Annotated in this window: 20 protein-coding genes; 9 read left to right on the top strand and 11 right to left on the bottom strand. The window is 69.7% G+C overall.

The window, feature by feature from the left end; genetic code table 11:
* Nucleotides 1-116 precede the first annotated feature (116 nt).
* The 3 genes from mutS (at nucleotide 117) to GSE44_RS00785 (ending at nucleotide 5,889) form a co-directional block, all read left to right on the top strand.
* Nucleotides 117-2,804, top strand: a complete 2,688-nt coding sequence (gene mutS / locus GSE44_RS00795) for a DNA mismatch repair protein MutS (RefSeq protein WP_159346300.1) — start codon at nucleotides 117-119, stop codon at nucleotides 2,802-2,804.
* Nucleotides 2,801-5,536, top strand: coding sequence for a [protein-PII] uridylyltransferase (locus GSE44_RS00790; protein WP_159346298.1), 2,736 nt, complete (start codon nucleotides 2,801-2,803; stop codon nucleotides 5,534-5,536). Before mutS ends, GSE44_RS00790 begins: the two co-directional genes overlap by 4 nt.
* Before the next feature lie 62 nt (nucleotides 5,537-5,598).
* Nucleotides 5,599-5,889 carry a YlmC/YmxH family sporulation protein gene (locus tag GSE44_RS00785; RefSeq protein WP_159346296.1) on the top strand — a complete coding sequence of 97 codons (291 nt, stop codon included), beginning with the start codon at nucleotides 5,599-5,601 and terminating at the stop codon, nucleotides 5,887-5,889.
* A 66-nt stretch (nucleotides 5,890-5,955) separates the two neighbouring features.
* Here GSE44_RS00785 and GSE44_RS00780 read toward each other — a convergent pair whose 3' ends face one another.
* Nucleotides 5,956-6,564: a hypothetical protein gene (locus GSE44_RS00780; RefSeq protein ID WP_159346294.1), complete on the bottom strand. Its 609-nt coding sequence runs from the start codon at nucleotides 6,562-6,564 to the stop codon at nucleotides 5,956-5,958.
* Between the two features lie 203 nt (nucleotides 6,565-6,767).
* Nucleotides 6,768-7,862 carry a heat-inducible transcriptional repressor HrcA gene (gene hrcA, locus GSE44_RS00775; RefSeq protein WP_159346292.1) on the bottom strand — a complete coding sequence of 365 codons (1,095 nt, stop codon included), beginning with the start codon at nucleotides 7,860-7,862 and terminating at the stop codon, nucleotides 6,768-6,770.
* Nucleotides 7,863-8,257: 395 nt separating this feature from the next.
* Here hrcA and rph point away from each other — a divergent pair, with 395 nt between their 5' ends.
* The 5 genes from rph to GSE44_RS00750 all read left to right on the top strand — a co-directional run bounded on the left by rph (nucleotide 8,258) and on the right by GSE44_RS00750 (nucleotide 12,000).
* Nucleotides 8,258-8,974, top strand: coding sequence for a ribonuclease PH (gene rph / locus GSE44_RS00770; RefSeq protein ID WP_201305891.1), 717 nt, complete (start codon nucleotides 8,258-8,260; stop codon nucleotides 8,972-8,974).
* On the top strand, nucleotides 8,971-9,585 hold the full coding sequence (gene rdgB / locus GSE44_RS00765) for an RdgB/HAM1 family non-canonical purine NTP pyrophosphatase (protein ID WP_159346288.1): 615 nt from the start codon (nucleotides 8,971-8,973) through the stop codon (nucleotides 9,583-9,585). The genes rph and rdgB overlap by 4 nt, the downstream gene beginning before the upstream one ends.
* A gap of 65 nt (nucleotides 9,586-9,650) precedes the next feature.
* On the top strand, nucleotides 9,651-10,688 hold the full coding sequence (locus GSE44_RS00760; RefSeq protein WP_159346286.1) for a flagellar motor protein MotB: 1,038 nt from the start codon (nucleotides 9,651-9,653) through the stop codon (nucleotides 10,686-10,688).
* Nucleotides 10,685-11,551: a flagellar motor stator protein MotA gene (motA, locus tag GSE44_RS00755; RefSeq protein ID WP_159346284.1), complete on the top strand. Its 867-nt coding sequence runs from the start codon at nucleotides 10,685-10,687 to the stop codon at nucleotides 11,549-11,551. The genes GSE44_RS00760 and motA overlap by 4 nt, the downstream gene beginning before the upstream one ends.
* Before the next feature lie 20 nt (nucleotides 11,552-11,571).
* Entirely contained in the window at nucleotides 11,572-12,000 is a 429-nt protein-coding gene (locus GSE44_RS00750) for a PaaI family thioesterase (RefSeq protein ID WP_159346281.1), read from the top strand.
* 60 nt (nucleotides 12,001-12,060) lie between these two features.
* On the opposite strand, the gene GSE44_RS00745 is transcribed toward GSE44_RS00750, so the two are convergent.
* The 9 genes from GSE44_RS00745 to GSE44_RS00705 all read right to left on the bottom strand — a co-directional run bounded on the left by GSE44_RS00745 (nucleotide 12,061) and on the right by GSE44_RS00705 (nucleotide 21,847).
* Entirely contained in the window at nucleotides 12,061-12,303 is a 243-nt protein-coding gene (locus GSE44_RS00745) for a DUF421 domain-containing protein (protein WP_159346279.1), read from the bottom strand.
* A gap of 460 nt (nucleotides 12,304-12,763) precedes the next feature.
* On the bottom strand, nucleotides 12,764-14,275 hold the full coding sequence (locus GSE44_RS00740; RefSeq protein ID WP_159346277.1) for an amidohydrolase family protein: 1,512 nt from the start codon (nucleotides 14,273-14,275) through the stop codon (nucleotides 12,764-12,766).
* Nucleotides 14,272-14,760 (bottom strand): (2Fe-2S)-binding protein, encoded by a 489-nt coding sequence (locus tag GSE44_RS00735; RefSeq protein WP_159346276.1) that lies wholly within the window; start codon nucleotides 14,758-14,760, stop codon nucleotides 14,272-14,274. The genes GSE44_RS00740 and GSE44_RS00735 overlap by 4 nt, the downstream gene beginning before the upstream one ends.
* Before the next feature lie 2 nt (nucleotides 14,761-14,762).
* Nucleotides 14,763-15,596, bottom strand: coding sequence for an FAD binding domain-containing protein (locus tag GSE44_RS00730; RefSeq protein ID WP_159346274.1), 834 nt, complete (start codon nucleotides 15,594-15,596; stop codon nucleotides 14,763-14,765).
* Nucleotides 15,593-17,971, bottom strand: a complete 2,379-nt coding sequence (locus tag GSE44_RS00725) for a xanthine dehydrogenase family protein molybdopterin-binding subunit (protein ID WP_159346272.1) — start codon at nucleotides 17,969-17,971, stop codon at nucleotides 15,593-15,595. The genes GSE44_RS00730 and GSE44_RS00725 overlap by 4 nt, the downstream gene beginning before the upstream one ends.
* A 50-nt stretch (nucleotides 17,972-18,021) precedes the next feature.
* Nucleotides 18,022-19,005, bottom strand: a complete 984-nt coding sequence (locus GSE44_RS00720) for a Bug family tripartite tricarboxylate transporter substrate binding protein (RefSeq protein WP_159346270.1) — start codon at nucleotides 19,003-19,005, stop codon at nucleotides 18,022-18,024.
* A gap of 79 nt (nucleotides 19,006-19,084) precedes the next feature.
* Nucleotides 19,085-20,371 carry a TRAP transporter large permease gene (locus GSE44_RS00715; protein WP_159346268.1) on the bottom strand — a complete coding sequence of 429 codons (1,287 nt, stop codon included), beginning with the start codon at nucleotides 20,369-20,371 and terminating at the stop codon, nucleotides 19,085-19,087.
* Nucleotides 20,368-20,856 carry a TRAP transporter small permease gene (locus tag GSE44_RS00710; RefSeq protein WP_159346266.1) on the bottom strand — a complete coding sequence of 163 codons (489 nt, stop codon included), beginning with the start codon at nucleotides 20,854-20,856 and terminating at the stop codon, nucleotides 20,368-20,370. Before GSE44_RS00710 ends, GSE44_RS00715 begins: the two co-directional genes overlap by 4 nt.
* A gap of 4 nt (nucleotides 20,857-20,860) precedes the next feature.
* Nucleotides 20,861-21,847: a TRAP transporter substrate-binding protein gene (locus GSE44_RS00705; protein ID WP_159346265.1), complete on the bottom strand. Its 987-nt coding sequence runs from the start codon at nucleotides 21,845-21,847 to the stop codon at nucleotides 20,861-20,863.
* Between the two features lie 616 nt (nucleotides 21,848-22,463).
* On the opposite strand from GSE44_RS00705, the gene GSE44_RS00700 reads away from it, so the two are divergent.
* A complete protein-coding gene (locus GSE44_RS00700) occupies nucleotides 22,464-24,068 on the top strand; it encodes a hypothetical protein (RefSeq protein ID WP_159346263.1) in 1,605 nt (534 codons plus the stop codon).
* Nucleotides 24,069-24,260: the final 192 nt, after the last annotated feature.

Below are 24,260 nucleotides of genomic sequence, written 5' to 3'. Positions count from 1 at the left end.
TAGCGTAGGTCGGCCCTTATGGGCCAGGGATGGGGGCGCCGTGAAGCACTTCGCCGCGCTGTTTTGCACCTACGCCGTTTCGCGCGTCCGCGTGCCGGTCTAGGTTGCGGCGCAGCATGACTCCGATCCCCGATGCAGCCGGCGCAACACCGGCCATGGCGCAATGGTTCGCCGCGAAGCAGGCGCATCCGGATGCGCTTGTCTTCTTCCGCATGGGCGACTTCTTCGAGATGTTCTTCGCAGATGCGGTAACAGCCGGAGAGGCGCTGGGCCTCGCCGTGTCGCATCGCGGGGAACATGGCGGCCAGCCTGTGCCGATGGCCGGCGTGCCGGTGCATGCGATGGAAGCCTATCTCGCCCGGCTGATCCGGCGGGGCTTCCGGGTGGCGATCTGCGAGCAGATGGAGACGCCCGAGGCCGCCAAGGCCCGCAAGGCTTCCGCCGTGCGGCGTGAGGTGGTGCGGATCGTCACCCCTGCCACGGTGACGGAGGAGGCGCTGCTGGAAGGCGCCCGCCCCTCCTGGCTGCTGGCCCTGGCGCCCGAGGGTGCGGAGCGCGTGGGCGCGGCCTGGCTCGATGTCTCCACCGGCCATGTCTGTACCGAGAGCCTGGGCGCGGCCGAGCTGGGCGCCCTGCTGGCCCGGTTGGAGCCAGCCGAGGTGGTGGCGCCCGAATCCCTTGCGGCCGGCGATGCCCTCACCCCCCTCGGCGGGCTGGTGCGGGAGGCCGCGCCGCCGCGCGACGGCGCCCGGTTGGCGGCCGAGGCCTGGGGCGTGGCCAGCCTCGCCGCCTTCGGTAGCTTCACGGACGGCGAGACGGCGGCGCTGGCCATGGCGCTGGATTATGTGCGCACTGCCTCAGGCGGCACCCTCCCCCGCCTTGCCCCGCCGGAATCGCGCGGCGGCGAGGGGACCCTGCGGATGGACGCCGCCACCCGCCGGAGTCTGGAGATCCTCAAGGCCGAGCGCGGCGGGAAGGATTGCCTGCTGGGCGCCGTGGACCGGACCCTGACCGCCGCCGGGGCGCGGGAACTGGCCGCCCGCCTCGCCTCGCCGCTCGCCGAAGCTGCCCCCATCACCGTCCGGCATGACGCCGTGTCCTTCCTGTTGGCCGCCGATTCGGTCCGGACCGGGCTGCGGGACGCGCTGAAGGGCGCCCCCGACATGGCCCGCGCCCTGGGCAGGCTTTCCGTGGAGCGCTTCTTTCCCCGCGACTTCGCCGCCCTGCGCGATGGCCTGGTCCGGGCCGAGGCCATGCAGGCCGCCCTCGGCGACGCCACCGGCGTGCCCCCCATCCCGCCGCTGCTGCTTCAAGCCGCCGAGGCGTTGGTGCCGAAGGCCTCGCCCCGCGCCGAACTCGCCCGTGCCCTGGCTGCGGAACTGCCCGCCCGGCTGGAGGATGGCGGCGTCATCGGTGCGGACTATGACGGCGAGCTCGATGCCCTGCGCCGCCTGCGGGATGACGCGCGCGGGGCTATCCTGGCCTTGCAGATGGATCTGGCACAGGCCTGGGGCGTGGCGAGCCTGAAGATCCGCCACCACCAGCAGCTTGGCTTCCTGGCGGAGGTTCCCTCGGCGGCCGGCGAGACCCTGCTGCGCCAGAAGCCGGCCCCCGGTCCCATGGCCCCGATCCACCGCCAGAGCATGGCCAGCGCCCATCGCTTCACCTGCGGCGCCCTCTCGGAGCTGGACCGCAAGCTCTCCCAGGCGCGGGACGAGGCGGCACGGCGGGAAGCGCTGGTGGTGCGCCATCTTCGCAAGCTCTGCCTGGACGCCGCCACCGGTATCGCGGCAGCCGCCCGGGCCGTGGCGGAACTCGATGTCCACGCCGCCTCCGCCGAACTGGCCGCTGGCGGCGGCTGGTGCCGGCCGGACATGCCGGACCGTCCGGAATTCTGCGTCACCCAGGGCCGTCACCCGGTGGTGGAGGCGGCGCTGCGCCGGAATCGTGGCCCCGCCTTCGTCCCGAACGATGCCGACCTCTCCCCGGGCCGCCGCCTCTGCCTCCTCACGGGGCCGAACATGGCGGGCAAGTCCACCTATCTCCGCCAGAACGCCCTGATGGTGGTGCTGGCCCAAGCGGGGCTCTTCGTGCCGGCCGAATCGGCCCGGATCGGCTTGGTGGACCGGCTCTTCTCCCGCGTCGGCACCGCGGACGACATCGCCGGGGGTCGCTCCACCTTCATGGTGGAGATGAGCGAGACGGCGGCAGTGCTGAACCAGGCCGGCCCCCGCTCCTTCGTGGTGCTGGACGAGGTGGGGCGCGGCACCGCCACCTGGGACGGGCTCGCCATTGCCTGGGCGGTGCTGGAGACGCTGCACGACCGGCTTCGTTCCCGCACCCTTTTCGCCACGCATTTCCACGAGCTGACGGCCTTGGCCGGAAAGCTGCCGGAACTCACCCCCGCTGCCATGAAGGTGCGGGAGCATCGCGGGCAGGTGGTGTTCCAGCATTTGGTGGGGCCGGGTGCCTCCGAGCGCTCCTGGGGCCTGCATGTCGCACGGCTGGCTGGCGTCCCGCGCGACGTGGTGGCGCGGGCAGAGGTGGTGCTGACATCGCTCGAGGAGCGCGCGCGGGGGCTGGACCCGCTTTCGGGCGAACTGCCGCTCTTCGCCGCCGCGCCAGGACCCAAACCGGAACAAGAGGGGGCACCGGATGCGCTGCATGCCGCCCTGGAGGCCCTCGATCCTGATGCGATGGCGCCACGCGAGGCGCTGGAAGTCCTCTATCGGCTGAAATCCCTGCTCCCAGGCCACGGAATGGCTGTTGCGACGCAGCGCGACTCCCTATCTTCCGTCAAATGAACACCGCTGGCCTCGGCGCTGCCGAAGCATTTGTCGCGTCGCAGCCGGGGCTGGACGGGTTGGAATCCTGGCCTCCTCCCTCCCGGGACACGGCGCTGGTCCTGCTTCGCCGCCACCTCAGCCGCATCCAGGGCGGCATGCAGGAGCGATTCGAGCAGGAGAACCTGCCCGGACTGACCGCCGCTCGTGCCCTGGCCACCGAGATGGACGGGCTGATCGCCGCCATCCTGCGCTACAGCCTTGCCGCCACCGCGGGCTCCGGGCCGGACGCCGCACCGCGCTTCGCCCTGGCGGCCACTGGTGGTTATGGCCGCGGCACTCTGGCGCCCTACTCCGACATCGACCTGCTCTTCGTGTCGGACGAGCCGCTGGACGCCCCCGGCCGCCGCGCCGTGGAGTTCATGCTCTATCTGCTCTGGGACCTGGGGGTGAAGGTCGGGCACGCCACCCGCTCCATCGCCGAATGCCTGGTGGATGCGAAGGCTGACACCACGGTCCAGACCGCCCTGCTTGATGCGCGCTACCTGGAAGGCGACCGCGGCGTCCATGCCCGCTTCGATGACGCCTATGCCGCGGCCCGCGCCGAATGGGGCGTCGGCCAGTTCCTGCACGCCAAGCAGATCGAGCGCGGGCTGCGCCACGCCCGCTATGGTGACAGCCCTTATCTGGTCGAGCCACATATCAAGGAGGGGCGCGGCGGGCTGCGCGATCTCCAGACCATGTATTGGCTGGCCCGCTACGCCTTCGGGGTCGAGAAGATGTGGCAGCTGGTCGGGCCCGAGAGCCCGGGCGGCGGGCTGCTCACCGCCCAGGAGGCGCGGGCCTTCCGCCGGGCCTGGTCCTTTCTCTGGAGCGTGCGCTTCCACCTCCATTACGTCACCGGCCGCGCCGAGGAGCGCCTGACCTTCGATCTGCAGCCGGTCGTCGGCGCCCGCATGGGCTACACCCGCCATGGCAAGCAGGATGGGGTGGAGCGCTTCATGAAGCACCTCTTCCTCACCGCGCGGGAGGTGGTGCGCCTCAAGCGCCTGCTGGAGCCGGCGATCGAGCGCGCGGCCATGGGCATGCCCGCTCTCCAGCCTGCGCCGGATGAGGCGATGGCCCGGTCCGGGCTGACGCTCGCGGACGGCAAGCTGCTCTTCGACCCGCGGCACGATGTCGCGGCGGATCCGGCGGTGATGCTGCGGATCATGCGAATGGCGCGGGACCGGGGGCTGGAGATCCACCCGCTGGGCCTGCGTGCGCTGATCCGCAATGCCCGCTACGCCGCCCGCCTGCGCGGCCACCCCGGGGCGGCCACCCTCTTCCTCGATATCCTGACTGGCAAGAACAGCGCGCGATGGCTGCGCTCCCTGAACGAGGCCGGGGTGCTCTCCCGCCTCATCCCGGAATGGGCCCGGATCGTTGGGCTGATGCAGTTCGACACCTACCACGTCTTCACCGTGGAGGAGCACACCATCGAGGCCGTGGGCGTGATGAACGCCCTGGAGCGGGGGGAGCTGGACACCATCGCCCCCGTCGCCTCCGAGCTGGTGGGGCAACTGCAATCCCGCCGCGCCCTCTATGCCGCCATCCTGCTGCACGACATCGCCAAGGGCCGCGGCGGTGACCATTCCGAGCTGGGCGCCGGCATCGCGCAGGAGCTCTGCCCGCGCCTCGGCCTCTCCCCGGAGGAGACCGAGACCGTCTCCTGGCTGGTGCTGAACCACCTGCTGGTCAGCCAGACCGCCTTCAAGCGCGACATCGACGACCCCAAGACCATCCTCGACCTGGCCGAGGTGGTGCAGTCCCCCGAACGCCTCCGCCTGCTGCTGGTGCTGACCGTCTGCGACATGCGGGCGGTCGGGCCCAAGGTGTGGAACGGGTGGAAGGCCACGCTGCTGCGGGAACTCTACTGGCGCGTGGCCGAGGTCCTGGCCGGCGGCCTTTCCGTGCCTGAGCGGGACGTGCGCGTGGCCCGCGCGCGGGAGGCGGCGGCGGCGGCGCTGGAGGGCCGGCCGGCGGCGGAGGTGGAGCGCTTCCTCTCCCTCGGCTATCCCGGCTACTGGCTTTCCTTCGACCCCGACACCCATGCCCGCCACGCTGCCCTGATCCGGGAGGCCGAGGCGACCGGCGCGCCGCTGACCGTCCGCACCGAGGTGCTGGAGGACCGGGCCGTGACCGAGGTGACGGTCTATACCGCCGACCATCCCGGCCTGTTCAGCCAGATCGCTGGCGCCCTGGCCGTGGGTGGCGCCTCCATCGTCGACGCCCGCATCCACACCATGACAAACGGCATGGCGCTGGACACCTTCTGGGTGCAGGACGCCGCCGGCGGCGCGCTGGACGCCCCGCACCGCCTGGCCCGCCTCTCGGTGATGATCGAGCAGGCTCTGTCCGGCCGGATGCGGATCAACGAGGAGATCAGCAAGGTGAAGCGCGAGCCCGCGCGGCTCCGCGCCGTGACGGTCCCGCCCCGCGTGGTGATCGACAACCATGCGAGCAACACCCACACGGTGATCGAGGTGAATGCCCGCGACCGCCCCGGCCTGCTGCATGACGTGACGGCCGCGATCTCCGCCCAGGGGGTCCAGATCGCCTCCGCCCATGTCACCACCTATGGCGTGCGGGCGGTGGACGTCTTCTATGTGAAGGACCTGTTCGGCCTGAAGCTCGAGAACGAGCGCAAGCTGGACGGGCTGCGTGGCGCGGTCCTGGCCTCCCTGACACCGGAGCCGGCGCAGGCGGCCTGACGGCAGGGCACAACCCCGCTCCGCCTGAGGCGTTCCCTCCACGAGACACGGAGGACCCGACCATGGCTGAGAACCCCAAGAGCGAAGCCCCGGGCATCCTGGAGAGCTGGGGCACAGAGACGAAGAATGCCCGGCCGGCGAGCGTCGGCCAGCACGATCCGCTCCGGGACCCGAATGGGGATCCCTCCGGGCCCGGGGTGAAGCCGGCGGAGTACAAGACCGCCGAACATGCCGACGAGGCCTCCGCCGGCCCTGCGGGGCACCATGCCACCGTGCCCGTGAAGGAGGCGAAGGAGATCAAGCCAGGCGCGAAGCGGGACGCACCGCCGATGAGCGGGATAGCGCAGGAATAGCGGAGGCGCCGCTCCGGCCAACCTCGCCGAACGGGCCTTGCTGCCCTCCGAAGGCCGAGGCGGCGGTCAGTCGTAGACAGTCACGCCGCAATACTGCGCAAAGAGCCTCTTCGTGCGGCTCTTCATTTCTTTTGCGTCGTTCTTCTTCAGGTGCTGCGGCCCGTATCGCCCGGAATTGTAGTTAATATACCAGCAGTTTCCGTGGAAAAACTTCCAACCACAATGAAGCTCGCCGCCCAATATACCTGAATAATTATCAAGGTCTCCGACGAACTCCTTCCTCATATCCTCATCGAAATCGACGGCCACCTTCCCCGAGCGGATTTTGCAGGCCAAGGTGGGGTGGCCGAGCATGACAAGGTTCTGGATGTCTGCGGCGCCGAGCCCATGTCCGGGGCAGAACTTATCCATGAAGTTCTTCATGTTTTTGGCGTTATTGGCTTCAACGCCCAGGCTAAGGCTGTTTGAGGAATTGCGCCGCTTCTGATCGCGGAGCAGCCAGTTGAGGATGATCCCGGGTTGCTTGGCCCAGTTGGGATCGAGCCGCGGCCGCTCCACTGCTAGGTCCATGTAGAAGGGGTTGTAGGCAACCGCCTGCTCAGTCGCCTTAATCTTCGGGGGCGTGTGTCGAATGCCGCTCCCGCCATAGGTTTTGCTGAGGCTCAGATCGGACATTCGGCACCCACCCCCCGCACGCGGCTTCGGTTTCCGAAGGAAGGCTATGATGCAGAAAGTGCAAATAAAAGGTTATAAGGCGCCTTTCTGACCGTCGAGGTTCTATTTCGCATCCTCAAGGGTCGCCCGGCCGCTAACCGCCCGCGGGCATTCAGACAAGTGGACTGACGTCGGAAGAGGCGCCCGGCCGGAACGCTCCGCCTTCAGCCCAGCATCCGCCCAATCACCTGGGCTGTGTAATCCACCACCGGGATTACCCGGCCATAATTGATGCGCGTCGGCCCGATCACGCCGATCGCGCCGACGATCTTCTCCTGCCCATTGCGGAACGGCGCCACCACCATCGACAGGCCGGCGGTGTCGAACACCCCGCTCTCGGCGCCGATGAAGATTTGCACGCCCTGGCCGCGCTGGGCCAGCTCCAGCAGGCGCAGCATTGTCTCCTGTGCCTCCAGCCGATCGAAGAGGGACTGGATCTCGGCCACCCGCGCCGCCTGATCCAGGTTCTGCAGCAGGCGGGACTGGCCACGCAGGATCAGCGAGCCACCGCCACCGCCGGCCCAGGTGGCGAGGCCGGACTGCACCACCTGGTTCGTCAGCGCATCGAGCGCCGTACGGTTGGCCGAGATCTCGGCAGAGACGAGGTTGCGGGTATCCTCCAGCGTGCGGCCATTCAGCCGGGCGTTGAGGTAGTTCCCCGCCTGGGCGAGCGACCCGGCCGGCAGGCCCGGCGGCACCTCGATGATGCGGTTCTCCACCTGCCCGCGCTCTCCCACCAGCACCACCAGGGCGCGGCCGGGGCCGAGGGCGACGAATTCGATGTGCCGGATGTTCGATTCGGCATTGGGCGCGACGACGAGGCCGGCGGCGCCGGCGAGGCCGGAGAGCATCTGCCCCGCCTCGGCCAGCGTGTCCTGCATGGAACGGCCCGAGGCGGCGCAGCGGATGGCGATCGCCTCCCGCTCGTCATCCGTCAGGTCGCCGAACTCGAGCAGGCCGTCCACGAACAGGCGCAGCCCGCGTTCCGTCGGCAGGCGGCCGGCCGAGGTGTGGGGCGCATAGAGCAGCCCCGCCTCTTCCAGGTCGGCCATGGCGTTGCGGATCGTCGCGGGTGAGAGCGACAGGGGCAGGCGGCGGGAGAGGGTGCGGCTGCCGACGGGCTCCCCGGTCTCGACATAAAGCTCCACCACCTGGCGCAGGATGGAAGCGCTTCGGTTATCCAGGCCCGGCAGGATGGTTCCGGCAGAGGATGCCTTTGTCGGGACGAGGCCGGGTCGTTGGTTGGGCTGGGCGCCCATTCTGAGGCTGAACTCCTGAGTCTTGCTGGACCCTTAAAGCTAGGGAGCGGGGCCGGGAGCGTCAACGAGAAGGCTTCACGGAGATGCGGTCAGCGTCCTGTAATGCGCCGCTGCCACAATCCGTCACCGTCCGGACATCCTTCCGTCTCAGGCCGTAGCCCCAATAGGGGCCGGAAAGCGGAGGCCGAAATGGGCGATACGCGGTTGGGAACCAGGGGATCGAACGGCCGGGGGCTGCCCTCCGTGGGCGCCTGGGCCACCATGCTGACGCTGTGGCTACCCCCCGTCGACCTCGCCTCGGCAGAGGCGGCGTTGACAGCGGCAGGTTCGGGCGTGTTCCTCCCGCCTCCCTGCCAGGAGAGGCCCGCCGAATGTCCGTCACCGCCCCCGGGATTATCCGCCCCTCCGGCCGCGCCCCCGACCAGCTCCGGGTCCTGAAGCTTGAGCCGGGCTTCGCCCGGCACGCCGAGGGCTCCTGCCTCGTGCGCATGGGGATCACCGAGGTGCTCTGCACCGCAAGCGTTGAGGGGCGGGTGCCGCCCTTCCTGCGCGGCAAGGGGCTGGGCTGGGTCACCGCCGAATATGGCATGCTGCCCCGCGCCACCCACTCCCGCGGCGACCGCGAGGCGGCGCGCGGAAAGCAGTCCGGCCGCACCCAGGAGATCCAGCGCCTGATCGGCCGCAGCCTGCGCGCGGTGACCGACCGCGCGGCCATGGGCGAGATGAGCATCACCCTGGATTGCGACGTGCTGACCGCCGATGGCGGCACGCGCTGCGCCGCCATCACGGGCGCCTGGGTGGCGCTGCACCTGGCCTTCCAGCACTGCATCAAGGCCAACATCATGTCCCGCAACCCGCTGACCGATCAGGTCGCCGCCGTCTCCTGCGGCATCCATGAGGGCGTGCCGGTGCTGGACCTGGACTATGCCGAGGACAGTGCGGCCGAGACCGACGGCAATTTCGTCATGACCGGGACGGGCGGGATCGTGGAGATCCAGGCCACGGCCGAGGGCGCTCCCTTCTCCGAGCCCGAGCTGACCAGCCTGCTGAGCCTCGCCCGTAAGGGCATGGCCGAGCTTTTCGCGGCGCAGCGCCTGGCGGTGGGGCTGTGAGCCACCGCCTGCTGACCGAGAAGCGCCTCTGCCTCGCCACCCATAATGCCGGCAAGGCGCGGGAGGTGGCGGCCCTGCTGGCGGAGCACGGGATCCAGGTGGTGACGGCCGGGGAGCTCGGCCTGCCGGTGCCCGATGAGACGGAAACCACCTTCATCGGCAATGCCACGCTGAAGGCCCAGGCCGCCGCGCGCGCGAGCGGCATGGTCTCGATGGCCGATGATTCCGGCTTCTCCGTCGCGGCCCTGGATGGAGCGCCGGGCGTCTATACGGCCGATTGGGCTGAGCAACCGGACGGCACGCGCGACTATGCCGCCGCCATGGCGAAGGTGGAGCGGCTGGCCCGCCATGCCGCCGACCGCAAGGCCTGGTTCTCCTGCGCCCTGGTGCTGGCCTGGCCGGACGGGCATGTGGAGGCCTTCCTCGGGGAGGCGCCGGGCCAATGGGTCTGGCCGCCGCGCGGGGCAATGGGCTTCGGCTACGACCCGATGTTCGTGCCGGATGGCGAGGGCCTGACCTTCGCCGAGATGGACCCGGCCCGGAAGCACGCCATCAGCCACCGCGCGGCCGCCTTCCGCCTGCTCTCCGGGGCCTGCCTGCCGCCGCGCTGAAGGGCCGATCAACCGTGCCTTAACATCCTGGAGTCACCTTGCGCCCGGACATCGGGTGCGGGGCCGTGGCAAAAGGCAGGGGCGAAGGCGCCACCATCGTCATCAGGCGGGAGGAAGGCAGTCAGGCCGGTCATCATGGCGGCGCCTGGAAGGTCGCCTATGCCGATTTCGTCACGGCGATGATGGCCTTCTTCCTCCTGATGTGGCTGCTGAACGCCACGACGGAGGAGCAGCGCCGGGGCCTCGCAGATTACTTCAACCCCTCCAACGTGCTGGCCCGCAACACCAGCGGCTCGGGCCAGCCCTTCGGCGGGCGCACGCCGAACGAGGTGGGGGAGATGTCCTCCAACGCCTCCGCACTGCGGGTGGAAACCGGGCCGCGCCCCGTGATCTTCGACCTCGAAGAGGATGACAGCGACACCCCCGCCACGCCGTTGGAGCGGCGGGAAGGGCCCAAGGGCGACGATGAAACCGCGACCCCTGCCCGGCTGATGGCCTCCCGCGCCGAGGGGCAGGGCGGCGCGGCGGCTGGCCCCGGGACAAGTGACGCCGCCATCGCCCAGGCCTCGGCCGAGGCGCTGCGCGAGGAGCTGGAGCGGCGCGAGCGCGCGGCGCTGGATGGTTTGGCCGAGCAGATCCGCGCCGCCGTGCGCGAGGATCCCGGCCTCGCCGATCTGGCGAAGCAGCTGCAGGTGGAGCAGGTGCCGGAAGGCCTCCGGATCCAGCTGCTGGATGCGGAGCGGCAGCCGATGTTCGCTCTTGGCGGCAGCACGCCGGCCGATAAGGCGCGGGCGCTGCTGGCCAAGGTGGCGGCGGTGATCAACCGCGTGCCGAATGCTGTCGCGATCAGCGGCCATACGGATGCCACGCCCTTCCGCCCCGGCGCCCGTTCCAACTGGGACCTTTCGGCGGAGCGCGCCAATGCCACGCGCCGGCTGCTGACCGAGGGTGGCGTGGCGGAATCCCGCATCCGCAGCGTAGCGGGCCTGGCGGAGCGCGAGCCGCTCCTCGCGGAGGATCCGCAGAACGCGGCCAACCGCCGCGTCTCCATCCTGCTGCTGCGGGAGAGCGCGCCTGTCCAGCCGAGGAACGCCACCCCGTGACCATAATCATCGGCTTCGTGGTTATGATGGTCACCGTCTTCGGCGGCTACACCCTGGCGGGTGGCAAGTTCGACATCATCCTGCACGCCCTGCCGCTGGAAGGGATGATGATTGGTGGTGCCGCGCTCGGCGCCTTCGTCATGTCCAACTCGATGCATGACGTGAAGCACACGCTCGGCGGCTTCGGGAAGGCCTTCAAGGGCGCACGCTTCCACAAGGCGGACTATGTGGAGATGCTGTCGCTGCTCTACTGGTTTGTGCGCCTGGTGCAGACCAAGGGCGCCATGGCGCTGGAGGCACATATCGAGAAGCCGGAGGAAAGCCCGGCCTTCGCGAAATTCCCCAAGATCAAGGGCAACCCACCCGCCGTCGCGATCATCTGCGATTATCTCCGCATAGTCGGCATGAATGCCGATGATCCCCACCAGATCGAGGATGTGATGGCGCGCGAGTTGAAGAAGTTGCACGAGGAGGAGCTGCATCCGAGCCATGCGATGCAGAACATGGCGGATGCCCTGCCTGCCCTGGGCATCGTCGCGGCGGTGCTGGGCGTCATCAAGACCATGGCCTCGATCGACCAGCCGCCCGTGGTGCTGGGGGCGATGATCGGCGGCGCGCTGGTGGGCACCTTCCTGGGCGTGCTGCTGGCCTATGGGGTGGTCGGCCCCATGGCGGCGCGGATGAAGGGCGTGGTCGAGGAGGAGACAAAGTATTTCGAGGTGATCCGCGCCGTGCTCGTCGCCTATCTGCACGGCAATGCGCCGCAGGTCTCGGTGGAGACGGGACGGAAGATGGCGCCCTCCTCCCACATGCCATCCTTCCAGGAGCTGGAGAGCGCGCTGCAGGAGTTGCAGATCGCCTGATCTGCGGTTACGCGCGTGGCATGGATGACACCGCCCCTTTCCACGACCTCCTTGGCATCACGGTGGACGAATGGCGCGACGGCTTCGCGCGCCTTGCCCTCATCGTGGACCGCAAGCATTTCAACCGCAGCGGCGTGCTGCATGGGGGCGTGCTGCTCTCCTTGATCGACCAGGCCGGGGCCTATGCGGGGCTGTTCTGCACCGTGCCGGAGAATATCCGGCGCGCGGTGACGGTCGACCTGGATTGCCGCTTCACGGGGCAGGTCACCGAGGGGCGCATTACGGCGGAGGGGCGCGTTGTCACCTCGGGGCGCAACATCTTCTTCACCCGGACAGAGGTGCTGGGGCCGGACGGGAAGATCGTCGCCTATGGCGCGGGCACGCATCGCTGGCGCGGCGGCGGAAGCAACACGCTGGAGGGTGTGCCGGCGGATTCGCCGGTGCGCTGAGGCCGACCTATCCCTGGCTTTCCTGATGATCGAAATCTTCCCGTCGCGTTCAGCCATCGCTTAGCGGATCTGTTCCAGCCGCTCGATACCCTGCTGGCGGGCGGCCACCATGATGTCTTGCTCGTTCAGGCGCAGCCGGCGCATCCGGTTCCTATGCCAGCGCCCCCGCTGGCAGGCCAGGACGGGCTTACCATCGACGCCCTGGCCGAGCAGCGCATAGCGCGTCTTGGCCCAGAAAACGCCGAAATGCATCAGCCCGATTGTGAACACGGCTGAGGCGGCGATGGTATCGGGCAGGATCACGGGCCGAGAGGCGCTCGCCGAGGCGCTTGAGGCGTGACATGGCGGTCTCGCATGGGCATGCCAATGGCCAGGTCGGACCCGCGGCGCGGAGAAGGTTGCGCAACTCCTCCTCCAGCCGCTCCGGGCGCTGGGGCGTGTGTAGTGGATCATCGCGGCGCCGCAGCCGCCGAGCGCCTGGCGGCCGAGGGCGGCTGCCACCACCAGCCGGGGATCGCAGACCGGCGTGCCGGTTATGATCGCCAGCCAGAGCTCCAGCGGCAGGTCGACGCCGCCGAGGGCGGTAGGGCGGACGCCGCGGGCGTGGTCATGCGCGTTGGCGAAGGGCTGCGTGAGGGTGGTGCCCTACGCCCCGTCCCCCGCCGGCTCCACACTCTCGATGCCTCCCGCGCGCAGGGTGAGACGCAGGCGGCGCATGAGCCGGCGCCGAAACGCAGTGGACGGCCCTGGATCACCGTCCCGCTCAACGCAGGCCGCCATCGTCGAGGGCGAGCCGGTCGAAGGCCAATGGATGGGCGCGGGAACGCACCTCCAGGCGCGTCAGCGCGTCCATGAGAGGGGCACGCTGTTGCCGGAGCGCGGCCAACTCGCGCGCGATTCCATCCTGCGCCGCCTCCGCCTCGGCCGCGAGGGCGGCGGGATCGAAGCCGATCGGGCGGCCATTCCGCAGAGCCAACCTGCCTTCCACGAGCACATGGCGCAGGGAGCGGGCGGGCTCGGCATGAACGAGCTGGCGCACGGCGCTGTTCAGCGGCATCCAGGCCGGATCGGAGAGGTCGAACAGCGCCAGGTCGGCACGGTAGCCCGGGCGCAGGCCGCCGACCATGCCTTGGAGGCCCAAGGCCTTTGCCCCGCCCAGGGTCGCGGCGCGGAAGGCAGCGATGGCGGCCTCCTCCGGGCTCCCCGCCTGCATGGACCAGTAGAGCGCGGCATGGCGCATGGCGGAGAAAAGGCTCTGCGCGTCGCCGGCGCTGCTGTTGTCGCAGCCCAGGCAGATATTCACGCCGGATTGCGCGTAGCGGCGCACTGGTGCGGCGCCATTCAGCAGCTTGAGGTTAGCGGCCGGGTTGTGCGCGAGATGGCCACCGGCATCGCCGAGGCGCGCGATCTCCTCCGGAGCGATCCAGACTCCATGGGCGATGACAAGCCTCTCATTGAGAAGGCCGTGGCGATCGAGGCGGGTGAGCAGGGAAAAGCCATCCGCCTCATGGCCGTGCTGGCGCGCCAGCACGGCCTGGGCACGGGTCTCATAAAGATGCGTACAGACAGGAAGGTTCCGCGCACGCGACAGGGCAGCGGCCCATTCGAGCAGCGGCGATGAGCAGCGCTGCGGGGCCGAGGGGGCAATGACGCTGCGGAGGAGGGGGCCGTTCACGATGCCCAGCAGGTCCTCGACGAGGCGCATGCCTGGGATGGGATCGGCATCGCCGGGCAGGGCGGCCAGGATTCCCGCCGGCAGGGCGTCGCGCGCGAAGGGCAGAGTATCCGCCATGGCACGGTCGCCGAGCTGCCAGCCCAGCAGGGTCCGGAGCCCGATGCCGCGGTGCGCGTCGATCACAGCCTCCGCCTGGGCCCGGTCGGCGCCCTGCAGCGTCACCATGTCCTGCACGGTGGTGATGCCGTGCATCAGGCATTCGGCGGCGTGAAGGCGGGTGCGGAGATGCACCTCCGAATCCGGGCGGCGCGGCCAGGCGCTGGGGAAGGCCAGGGCGCCCCAGGCATCTAGCGGAAGGCCCTCGAAGCAGCCGCGCAGCATGGTGTCGTGGGAATGGGAATGCGCATTGACGAAGCCGGGAGTGACGAGGAGGCCGCGCGCGTCCAGGCGCTCGGCATCCCGGCCGCGCCGCGTGGCCTCGGCACCGGTCGCGGCGATCTGGCCCTCCTCGACGAGCAGGTCGGCAGGGGGCGGACGGTGGAGGTCATCGCCCTCCGGGTCCAGCAGCCGGCCGCCGGTGATAAGGAGGGCGCGGGTCATGCGCGAAGGCTCGCGGCGGCCGCCTGCACGGCGTCCACGATGGCGTGGTAGCCGGTGCAGCGGCAGTAGTTTCCGGAGAGGGCTTGGCGGATTTCCTCGCGGGTGGGATCGGAGTTCTTCGCCAGGAGTTCCGCGGCCTGGAGCAGCATGCCCGGCGTGCAGAAGCCGCATTGCAGGGCGGCACGGTTGAAAAAGGCATCCTGCAGCGCGCGGATGCGGCCACTGCTCGTGGCGCCCTCGATGGTCTCGACCGTCGCGCGGTCCGCCTGCACGGCGAGCATGAGGCAGCCGCGCACGACCACTCCATCCACCTGCACGTGGCAGGCGCCGCAGACGCCGTGCTCGCAGCCGACATGGCTGCCAGTGAGGCCGACGCCGTGGCGCAGCCAGTCCACCAGGTTCTGCCGTAGCGGGACGCGGGCGCGGATTGGTTCGCCGTTGAGGATGCAGGCAATGTCGGCGGTCGACTCGTCAGGAAGTTCCATGGTCAGTCCTGGGCTCCCACGGCGCGGCGCAGCAGCACGCGGGCGAGATGGATACGGTGGGCGGCAGTGATCTCGGCGCCACCCATGGCATCGAGGTGGGCGAAGCGGTCGCAGGCGGCGTCCACGCCCCGCGCGACCAGGGCGGCTTCCGCCTCCGTCTGGCGACGGGTGGCGCTCTCTACGCCGCAGAGGGCGATCGATGCCTCCGCAACGTGGGCGCCGTCGCGCCGGATGGCCAGGGCGAGGCCGGCCATCGCGTAGTCGCCGTGGCGGCGGGAGACCTCCAGGAAGGCATGGATCCAGCCGGGGCGAATGGCCGGGATCTCCACGCGCAAGATCATCTCGCCGTGTTCGAGGGCGGTGGCATAGACGCCCAGGAAGAAGCTCGCCGCCGGAACGCGCCTTTCGCCGCTGGCCGAGGCCAGGACGAGGGTGGCGCCGAGACAGGTCACGCAGGCCGGCATCTCGGCCGCGGGATCGGCGAGGGCGAGGCTGCCGCCGAGGGTGCCGCGGTTACGGATGGCGGGATGGGCGACGTGGTGCAGCGCCTGGATCAGCAACGGCGCGGCCTGCTGCACCAGTGGAGATGTCAGCACATCGGCGTGGCGGGCGCGGGCGCCGATGGTGAGCACGCCGTCCAACAGGGTGATCGCGTCCAGACCGGGGATTCGGTTGATGTCGACCAGCAAAGCCGGTCGCGCCATGCGGAGGTTGAGCATGGGCATCAGGCTCTGGCCGCCGGCCAGGATGGAGGCCTCTGGCCCCTGCTCGGCGAGGAGGGCGAGGGCGCCGCCCAGAGTGCCGGGGCAAGCGTAGTCGAAGCGGGCGGGCTTCATTCGGCAGCCTCCAGCGTGCCGAGGGCGCGCAAGATGACGGTGGGAGTGACGGGGAGCTCGGAGATGCGGGCGCCGCGCGAGCCAAGGGCGTCATTCACCGCGTTCAGCACGGCGGCGGGGGCGCCGCAGGTACCCGCCTCGCCCGCCCCCTTGGCACCGAGGGCGGAGCCGGAATAGGGCGTCTCGACATGCCCGACGGTCACGTCGGGCGCGTTGTCGGCCATGGGCAGGAGGTAGTCGGCCAGGGTGCCGGTGAGGAACTGGCCATTGCCGGGATCGTATCGGCAAGCCTCCAGCAGCGCCTCGCCGATACCCTGCACCACGCCGCCACGCACCTGCTCATCCACCAACAGCGGATTCAGCAGCCGGCCGCAATCGCCGACGACCCAGTGGCGCAGTGGGGTGACCAGGCCTGTGTCGGGATCGACCTCCACCAAGCTGGCCTGGAGGCCGTTGGTGGTGAGGAACAGGTCCTCTTCCCGCCGGAACTGGTGGGTGGCAGTGAATTGCGGCTGCACGCCGCCCGGCAACTCGTGGCCACGGAAGAAAACCGTGGAGGCGAGCTCGGCCAGTGACATGCGTGGGGTGCCTTTCGCGTCCACCACCTGGCCGTCGCGGACGTCCAGCGCATCGGGTGTGGATTGTAGCAGGGCGGCGGCGGTCTTCAGGATCTCGGCCTGCAGCTTACGCCCCGCACCCCAGGCGGCCTCACCGCCAATGGCGGCGCCGCGCGAGGCCCAGGCGCCGCCACCATGCGGGGCGTTGGCCGTGTCGCCGGTGTGGATTGTGACGCGGGAGGGGGGCACGCCCACCGCGTCCGCCACCACCTGCACGATGCCCTGCTGGATGCCCTGGCCGATCTCAGCCACTGAGGCGCGGGCGACCACGTCGCCGGTTGGCTCCAGCGTGACGACGACCGTGTCCATCGCGGCGACGGGCACGCCGGCGCGCCCATAGGCGGCGGGGCCGGAGGCCGTGTACTCGACGACCGCGGAGAAGCCGAGGCCGACGCAGCGGCCCTCCGCCCGCATCGCCGCGACCTCGGCGCGCAGCTTCGGCAGGTCCAGCAGACGCTCAAACTCCGCGAGGGTGGCGGTGTGGGACAACTCCGCCATGCGGCCGCCAGCAGGATTGGTCCAGGGCATCATCGCCTCGGGCAGGAAGTTGCGGCGGCGGAATTCCAGCGGATCCTCGCCGCGGGCCGCGGCGGCCAGGTCCACCAGGCGCTCCGTGGTAGCGCAGCCGATGGGGTGGCCGACGGAGCGGTACTGGCCGGTGGGAACCTTGTTCTGGAGCGCGCAGCGCAGCCGGGCCCGATAAGCGCTGAAATGGTAGGGCGCGCCGACGGTGCGCAGCACGCTCATCGCCTCCACGGTGGAGGAGCGGGGATAGATGGAATAGGCGCCGAGGCCCTGGATGTCGTCAACGTCGAAGGCGAGGATGCGGCCTTCCGCATCCACGGCCATGCGGGCCTGCACGACGTGCTCGCGCGCGTGGATGTCCGCCATCAGCGCCTCGATCCGGTCGCAAACGTAGCGCACGGGGCGGCCGGTGAGGCGGGAGGCGGCGCAGACTGCGACCTCGTCGGGATAGACGTGCATCTTGATGCCGAAGCCGCCACCCACATCGCCGGCGATGACGCGCACGCGGCCCATGGGCAGGTCCAGCAGCTCCGCCAGGTGCACCTGCATCTGGTGCGGGATCTGGTGTGACATGCGGACTTCCAGCGCCTCGGCGGCCGGGTCGTAGGTGGCCAGCACGCTGCGGGCTTCCAGCGGCACGCCGGTGTGGCGGGTGAAGGTGAAGCGCTCCTCCACCACCAGGGCCGCCTTCGCGAAGGCGGCCTCCACGTCGCCCTCGCCGAATTCGGTGCGCCAGGCGAGGTTGGAGGAAAGGCCCTGATGGACGGGCGGGGTGCCGGCGTCCAGCGCATGTGCCACGTCGGTCACGGCGGGCAACTCGTTCCACTCGACGCCGACCAGCTCCAACGCATCCTCCGCGACGGCGCGAGAGGCGGCGAGGACGAGGGCCACGGGTTCGCCCTGGTACACGGCGCGGTCGCGCGCCAGCGGGCCCTGCTCGGGCGAGACGAGGCCGGGGAAGGCAAGGGACTGGGTGCGCCAGCTCCGGCAAAAGGGGGCGAGGTCCTCGGCCGTGAGGACCGCACGCACGCCGGGCAGGGCGCGGGCGGCGTCGCAGCCGGTGATGCGGAAGGCGGCGTGCGGGAAGGGGCTGCGGAGGAAGGCGGCGTGCAGCTCGCCCTTGGCCGCGTTGTCATCCGTGTAGCGGCCACGCCCCTCGATGAGGCGACGTGTGGCGGCGCGGGGCATGGGGCGGCCGATCCAGCCATCGGGCGGCAGGGCGGTGTCGGGCATGGTGAACCTTGTGATGAAACGGGAGGGGATGCGCCCCTCCCGCCAGGAATTCAGGTGACTGTTACGCCGGCCTTGCGGATCATGGCGTGCCAGCGCGGCGTGACCTCGCGCACCAGGGCGCCCAACTCCTCCGGCGTGCCGGGGGCGGGGGTGTGGCCGATCTCCAACAGCTTTGCCTGGACGGTGGGCACGCGCAGCGCATCGTTCATGGCGGCGTTGATACGATCCACGACTGGCTTCGGGATACCGGCCGGGCCCCAGACCGCGTCGAAAGTGGCGAGGTCGAGCCCCGCGGCGCCCTGCTCGGTGAAGGTGGCCAACTCCGGCATGGAGCTGGAGCGGCCGGGGCCGGTCATGGCCAGCCCCTTCACCGTGCCGGCCTGGATGTGGCTGAGCACGCTGACCGGGGTGGCGAAGGAAACATCGATGCGGCCGCCGAGCATTTCGGTAATCGCCGCCGCCTCGCCGCGGAAGGGAATGTGCTCCATCGGCACCTTGTGGTCCTGGTGCAGCACCTCGCCGAACAGGTGGGCTGCGGAGCCATTGCCCCATGTGCCGTAGTTCACGGGGCGCCCGAGAGTCTTGGCCCAGGCGATGAAGCCCGGTGCGTCATTGAAAGGAGCAGCCTTCGGGGCGGTGAGCAGGATGCTGGCATGCACGGCCATGCCGATAGGGGTGAAGGCCGTCGTCGGATTGAAGGGCAGGCTGGGGTAAAGCGCCGCGCTGCTGGTGATCGTGCTGTTGATGGTCAGCATGAAGGTGTGGCCATCGGGCGGGGCCTTGGCCACGAGATCGGCGCCGATCGTGCCGACGGCGCCGGGCCGGTTCTCGATCACGAGGGGCTGGCCGAGGGAGGGCGACATCTGCTCGGCCAGCAGGCGCGCGATGACGTCAATGGCGCCGCCGGGCGGGAATGGCAGGACGAAGCGGATCGGGCGGCTGGGGAAGACCGCCTGGGCGCGCGCCACCATGGCCGGGGCCGCGAGCGGCGTGGCCAGGGCGAGGCGGAGAAGCGAGCGACGCGGAGTTGTCATCGGGAAGCCTGTCCTTCGGGAATGGCTTTGTGCGTCTCGGGCCAGCGGGCCTGGCGCCGCATGAGGTCAGGGGCGGCCATCATGTCAGGCTGTGAAGGCCAAGCGCCGCGGGCAGGGCATAGACCACGATCGGCACGAAGGCGATCAGCAGGGCCACGGCGAGCATCGTCGCCAGATAGGGCCAGAGATGCCGCGTCAGGTCCGGCAGCGTCGCTCCGCTGATGCCGAGGATGATGTAGAGCCCGACGCCGAGTGGGGGTGTGAAAAGGGCGATGCCCATCACCGCCGTCATGACCGTGCCGTAATGCAGCAGGTCGATTCCCAGCTCCCTGGCGATGGGAACGAAGACGGGGATGAGCATCAGCATGCCGGGAATGCCGTCCAGCAGCGCGAAGAGGACGAGGAAGACGAGGATGCTCAGGATCATGAACATGACCCGGCCGCCACCGACCGAGGCGATGAGGGAGGCGAGCGCCTGCGGCACCTGCTCCACCGTCATCAGCCAGGCCAGAACATTGGCGCCGGCGATCATCAGCATCACCGCGCCGGTCGCGACGCCGCTGCGGACGAGGGCCCGGGCGAAGAAGGTCGGGGTGATCTCCCGGTACAGCACCGTGCCGGCTATGGTGGCGTAGGCGACGGCAACGACGGCCGCTTCGGTGGGAGTGAAGAGACCGCCAAGGATGCCGCCGAAGATGATGACCGGCAGCAGCAGCGCCCAGCCGGCGGAGAGGAAGGTCCGGAAGCGCTCGCGCCACGGCATGCGCGGCTCAGGCTGCAGGCCGCTGCGGCGCTCATCGATCCGCAGGTGCAGCATCAGCGCGCCGGCCATGATGAACGCGGGCAAGAAGCCGGCGGCGAAGAGGGCGGCGACGGAGGTGTTGGTGATGCTGCCATAGACCACCATGGTCAGGCAGGGCGGGACGAGGATGCCCATGCCGGCGGCGGCGGCCACGATGGCGCCGGCCCGCGCGCCGCTATAGCCCCGCTCCCTCATCGAGGGAATCATCACGGCGCCGACCGCCGCCGCATCGGCATTGGTGGAGCCGGAGATGCCGGAGAAGAGCATCATCGCCATCACCACCACATTGCTCAGGCCGCCGCGCACATGGCCGACCATGGCGGTGGCAAAGGTGATCAGGCGGCGGGAGATGCCGCCCGTCTCCATCAGCTCCCCCGCCAGGATGAAGAAGGGGATGGCGAGGTAGGTGAAGCTGTCGATGGCACCGAAGGTACGGCTGGCCACGATGTCCAGCGGCACGCCCTCCATCAGCCAAAGGCCAATGGCGGCGGCGCCGCCCAGGGCGAAGGCGATCGGCGTGCCGATCACCACGAAGACGAGAAAGAAGGTGAGGACAGCAGTCATCCGACGGCCTCGGGCTTCGGCTCTTTGATCAGAAGCCCGGCGAGGAGGTGGAAGAGCATGAGCGCGGCGCCGACCGGGATGGCTGCGTAGGGCAGCGCCATGCCGATGGGCAGGGTTGCAGAATCCTGCAGCGAGGCCTGGGACGTCTCGTTGATGCCAGTCCGGGCCAGGATAGCCAGGAAGCCCGCGCTGACGACGATGGCCACTGCCCGCGCGGCCAGGCGGCCGGCGTGGGGGAAGCGCTCCACCAGCGCGTCCAGCACGTAATGCGCCCCTTCCCGCGTCGCGAGCGCGGCGCCGAGCAGGCTGACCCAGACGAAGAGGTAGCGCGCGGCTTCCTCCGACCAGATCAGGGGCTCGTTGAAGGCGTAGCGCGCGACCACCTGGGCCAGCGTCGCTCCCGTCATCGCCAGAACGAGCAGAGCAAGGACGAAGGCTTCCAGGCGCGCGAGCCAAGTGTCGGCGAGGCGGAGAAGGGACGCCATGTTCTCAGCTGGCGGTGGCGAGGATGCGGTCGACCAGCGACTTGCCCAGACGCTCCTCAAACTGCGCATAGGTCTTGCGGCCGATTTCGCGGAAGGGGGCGAGGTCGGGCTGGGTGATGGTCACCCCAGCGTCCTTGATCTGGTCCAGCGCGCCGGCGTCGCGCTTGTGGCGGTCCTCCATCACCGTCTTGCGGCCCTCGAGCGAGGCCTTGCGCATCACTGCGCGGAGATCCTCCGGCAGGCGGTTCCAGCCGCGCTCGCTCATGACGAAGGTGTTGACCAGCATCATGTGGTTGGTGATCGCGAGGTTCCTCGCGACCTCCAGGTGGCGGGAGGAGAGGAAGGTAACGTTGTCGTTCTCCGCGCCGTCCAGAACGCCCTGCTGGAGGGCAGTGTAGACCTCACCCAGCGCCATCGGCGTGGGGGCCGCGCCCAGGCCGCGGAAGAGGGCGATGAAGGAGGGATTGGGAATGACGCGGATCTTCATCCCCTGCAGGTCGGCCACCGCGTTGATCGCCCTGGACCGCGTGTAGATGTTGCGGAAGGTCACCTCCCAGAAGTTCACCACGCGGAAGCCGGAGGACGCGGCGCGGCGCACCAGCTCTTCCTCCACCACCGGCCCGTCCAGCAGTCGGAAGGCGGAAGCCTCGTCCGGCACCAGATAGGGCAGGTCCAGCACGCCAAACTGAGGAGCGAAGGTGACCATGCTGGCGCTGGCGTCGATGATGCCGTCCAGTACGCCAGCCTGTACGTTCTGCCACATCTCACGTTGTGAGCCGAGCTGGCTGGAGGGGAAGAGGTTAATCTTGAGCTTGCCGCCGCTCTCCTGCTCCGCGACCTCCGCCATGCGGCGGGCACCGACGAGAATGGGGTGCTGCGGATCCAGCGCGCTGCCAATCCGGATCGTGCGCACGCCCTGAGCTGCAGCGCTACGCAGGAAGGGGGCACCGAGCGCGCCGATGAGCAGACCGGTTGCGACGCGACGTAGCATGAATTCAGACTCCAGGTTCGACGGCTCAAAGCCGCAAGGCATGCACGCCCTGTGCAAAAGCTGCGTGCAAAAGCTGTGCCGAGATGATGGATGAAAGGGCAACATTTCGGTCCGGTAAGGCCGCTTCCGGATCTTTCGACGACCGACCCTTTTCTTGTATTTTGCAGGTCTGTAAGGCCTACGGCGCCATGGTTCTTACCTTTGACTGATGGCGCTGGCGTGGATGACCTGCAGAGATTTGCAACCCTGGCGTAATAAGATTGTGACGTGCAGCGTCTGCATAGAAGAGATTTCGGCGCAGGGTGCTGCCGATACGGCATCACACGGATTTCGGTGCCTGCAAACCGGGCGGGACCTCATCGGCCAACGAAGTTTACGTCCAAATGCTGAGCAGACGCCGCCGGAGAACTCACGGCCGACTTGGGTGGGCGGAATGGCGGCTTGCGGGCGGCGGACGGGCCAAAGCTGACATCGTCAGTACCCATGACGTTGGTGCAGAGAGAGGCCGCGAGAAGGGACGGGTGGGCAACGTATTTCCTCGTTCTGGCTGCCTGCTCCGGCTATGATGTCCGCGCGCCGCGCGACCCGGCGCCAAAATAAGTCGGGAGGGATTGCCATGCACCGCCACGACCGTATTGCCGCCGTCGCCTCACTTGCCCTCGCTCTCGCCCCGTTGCCGACCGCAGCGCAGAGCGGGCACGACCACGCCGCGCAGGCCCACGCCACCCGCGTTCTCGGCAGCGTGAGCTTCCCTGTGCAGTGCAGCGCCGCCGCGCAGGGGGCCTTCAACCGCGGTATGCTGCTGCAGCACTCCTTCTGGTACGAGGCCGCCAGCGCGGCGTTCCGCGAGGCGCGCCAAGCCGACCCCGGCTGCAGCATGACCCATTGGGGCGAGGCGCTGAGCCTGCTGACCAATCCCTACAGCCCGCCCACACCGGCCAATCTGCGCCAGGGCCGCGCACTGCTCGAGGAGGCGAGGCGGCTCCCCGCGCGGAACGAGCGCGAGACGGCTTACATCGAGGCGCTGTCGTTGGTCTTCGCCGGCGACGACCTGACCGGGCACCGGGCGCGAATTGGCGCCTACCGCGATGCCATGGCCCGGTTCCACCAGCGCTTCCCCGACGACACCGAGGGGGCGATCCAGTACGCGCTGGTGCTCGGCGTCGCCGCCTCGCCAGCCGACAAGACCTACGCGGACCAGCTCCGCGGGGCCGAGATCCTGGAGCGCGAATGGCAGCGCCAGCCCGACCACCCGGGCATCGTCCACTACCTGATCCATCTCTACGACTACCCGCCGCTGGCCGAACGCGGCATCCGCGCCGCCGAGCGCTACGCCGACCTGGCAGCGGACGCGGCGCACGCGCAGCACATGCCCTCGCACATCTTCACCCGCGTCGGGCGCTGGGAATCGTCGATCGAGACCAACCGGCGCGCGACCGATCGGGCGGTGGCGGCGAACGACACGGAACAGGAATTCCACGCCCAAGACTACATGGTTTATGCCTACCTCCAGACCGGGCAGGATCAAGCGGCGCGGCGCGCGATCAACGACGTAGGGAAGACGAATGCGGATCGGCGCCAGGCGCACGCCTTCGCGTCTGCGGCGATGCCGGCGCGCTACGTCCTGGAGCGCGGCGCCTGGACCGAGGCGGGGGCGCTGACGCCGCGGCAGACCAACTTCCTCTTTGCCGACGCGCTGATCCACTTCGCGCGCGCCTATGGCCTCGCGCGGGCCGGGCGCCCGGCGGAGGGGGTGGCCGACATCGCGGCGCTGACGCGCATCGCCGAGACGTTGCGGACGCGCGACACCTACTGGGCGGAGCAGGTCGACATTCAGCGCCAGGCGGCGGAGGGTTGGGCAGCCTTCGCCTCGGGCGAGCGAGAGGCGGGGCTGGCCACGCTGCGCGAGGCGGCCGAGCGCGAGGGACGGACGGAGAAGCACGTCGTCACCCCCGGCCCCCTGGCGCCCGCGCGCGAGCTGCTGGCCGAGGCGCTGCTCGAAGCCGGGCAGCACGCGGCGGCGCAGCGCGAATTCGAGGCAGTACAGCGCACCGAGCCGCGCCGCTTCCGCGCGGTCTACGGGGCCGGGCGTGCGGCGGAGCGCGCAGGCGACCGCGAGGCGGCGCGGCGGGCCTACACGCAGCTTCTGGAGATCGCGGCGCGAGCCGACACGCCTCGGCCGGAGTTGGCGATGGCGCGGGCCTATCTCGGACGGAACTAGGGTCTGTGGCTGGACTGGCGGAGGCATCGGTCCGGCGCTGATGCGGTCTTTGGGCGCGCCACTTTGGAAGTTCTCGGGACTTTCAGGGTGGCACGGTCATGACCAGGACAAGCCTGGACAATGCCCAATGGGTGTCGCTGATGCTGGTGGTGCAGCAAATCCCGCTCGCGTGGAAGCGCGACCGTGTCCAAC

The organism is Muricoccus harenae (genome assembly GCF_009848505.1).
GTDB classification, from domain to species: Bacteria; Pseudomonadota; Alphaproteobacteria; order Acetobacterales; family Acetobacteraceae; genus Roseomonas; species Roseomonas harenae.
The sequence above is the reverse complement of the archived record's forward strand: the minus strand, read 5'-3'. Positions and strand labels throughout refer to the sequence as shown.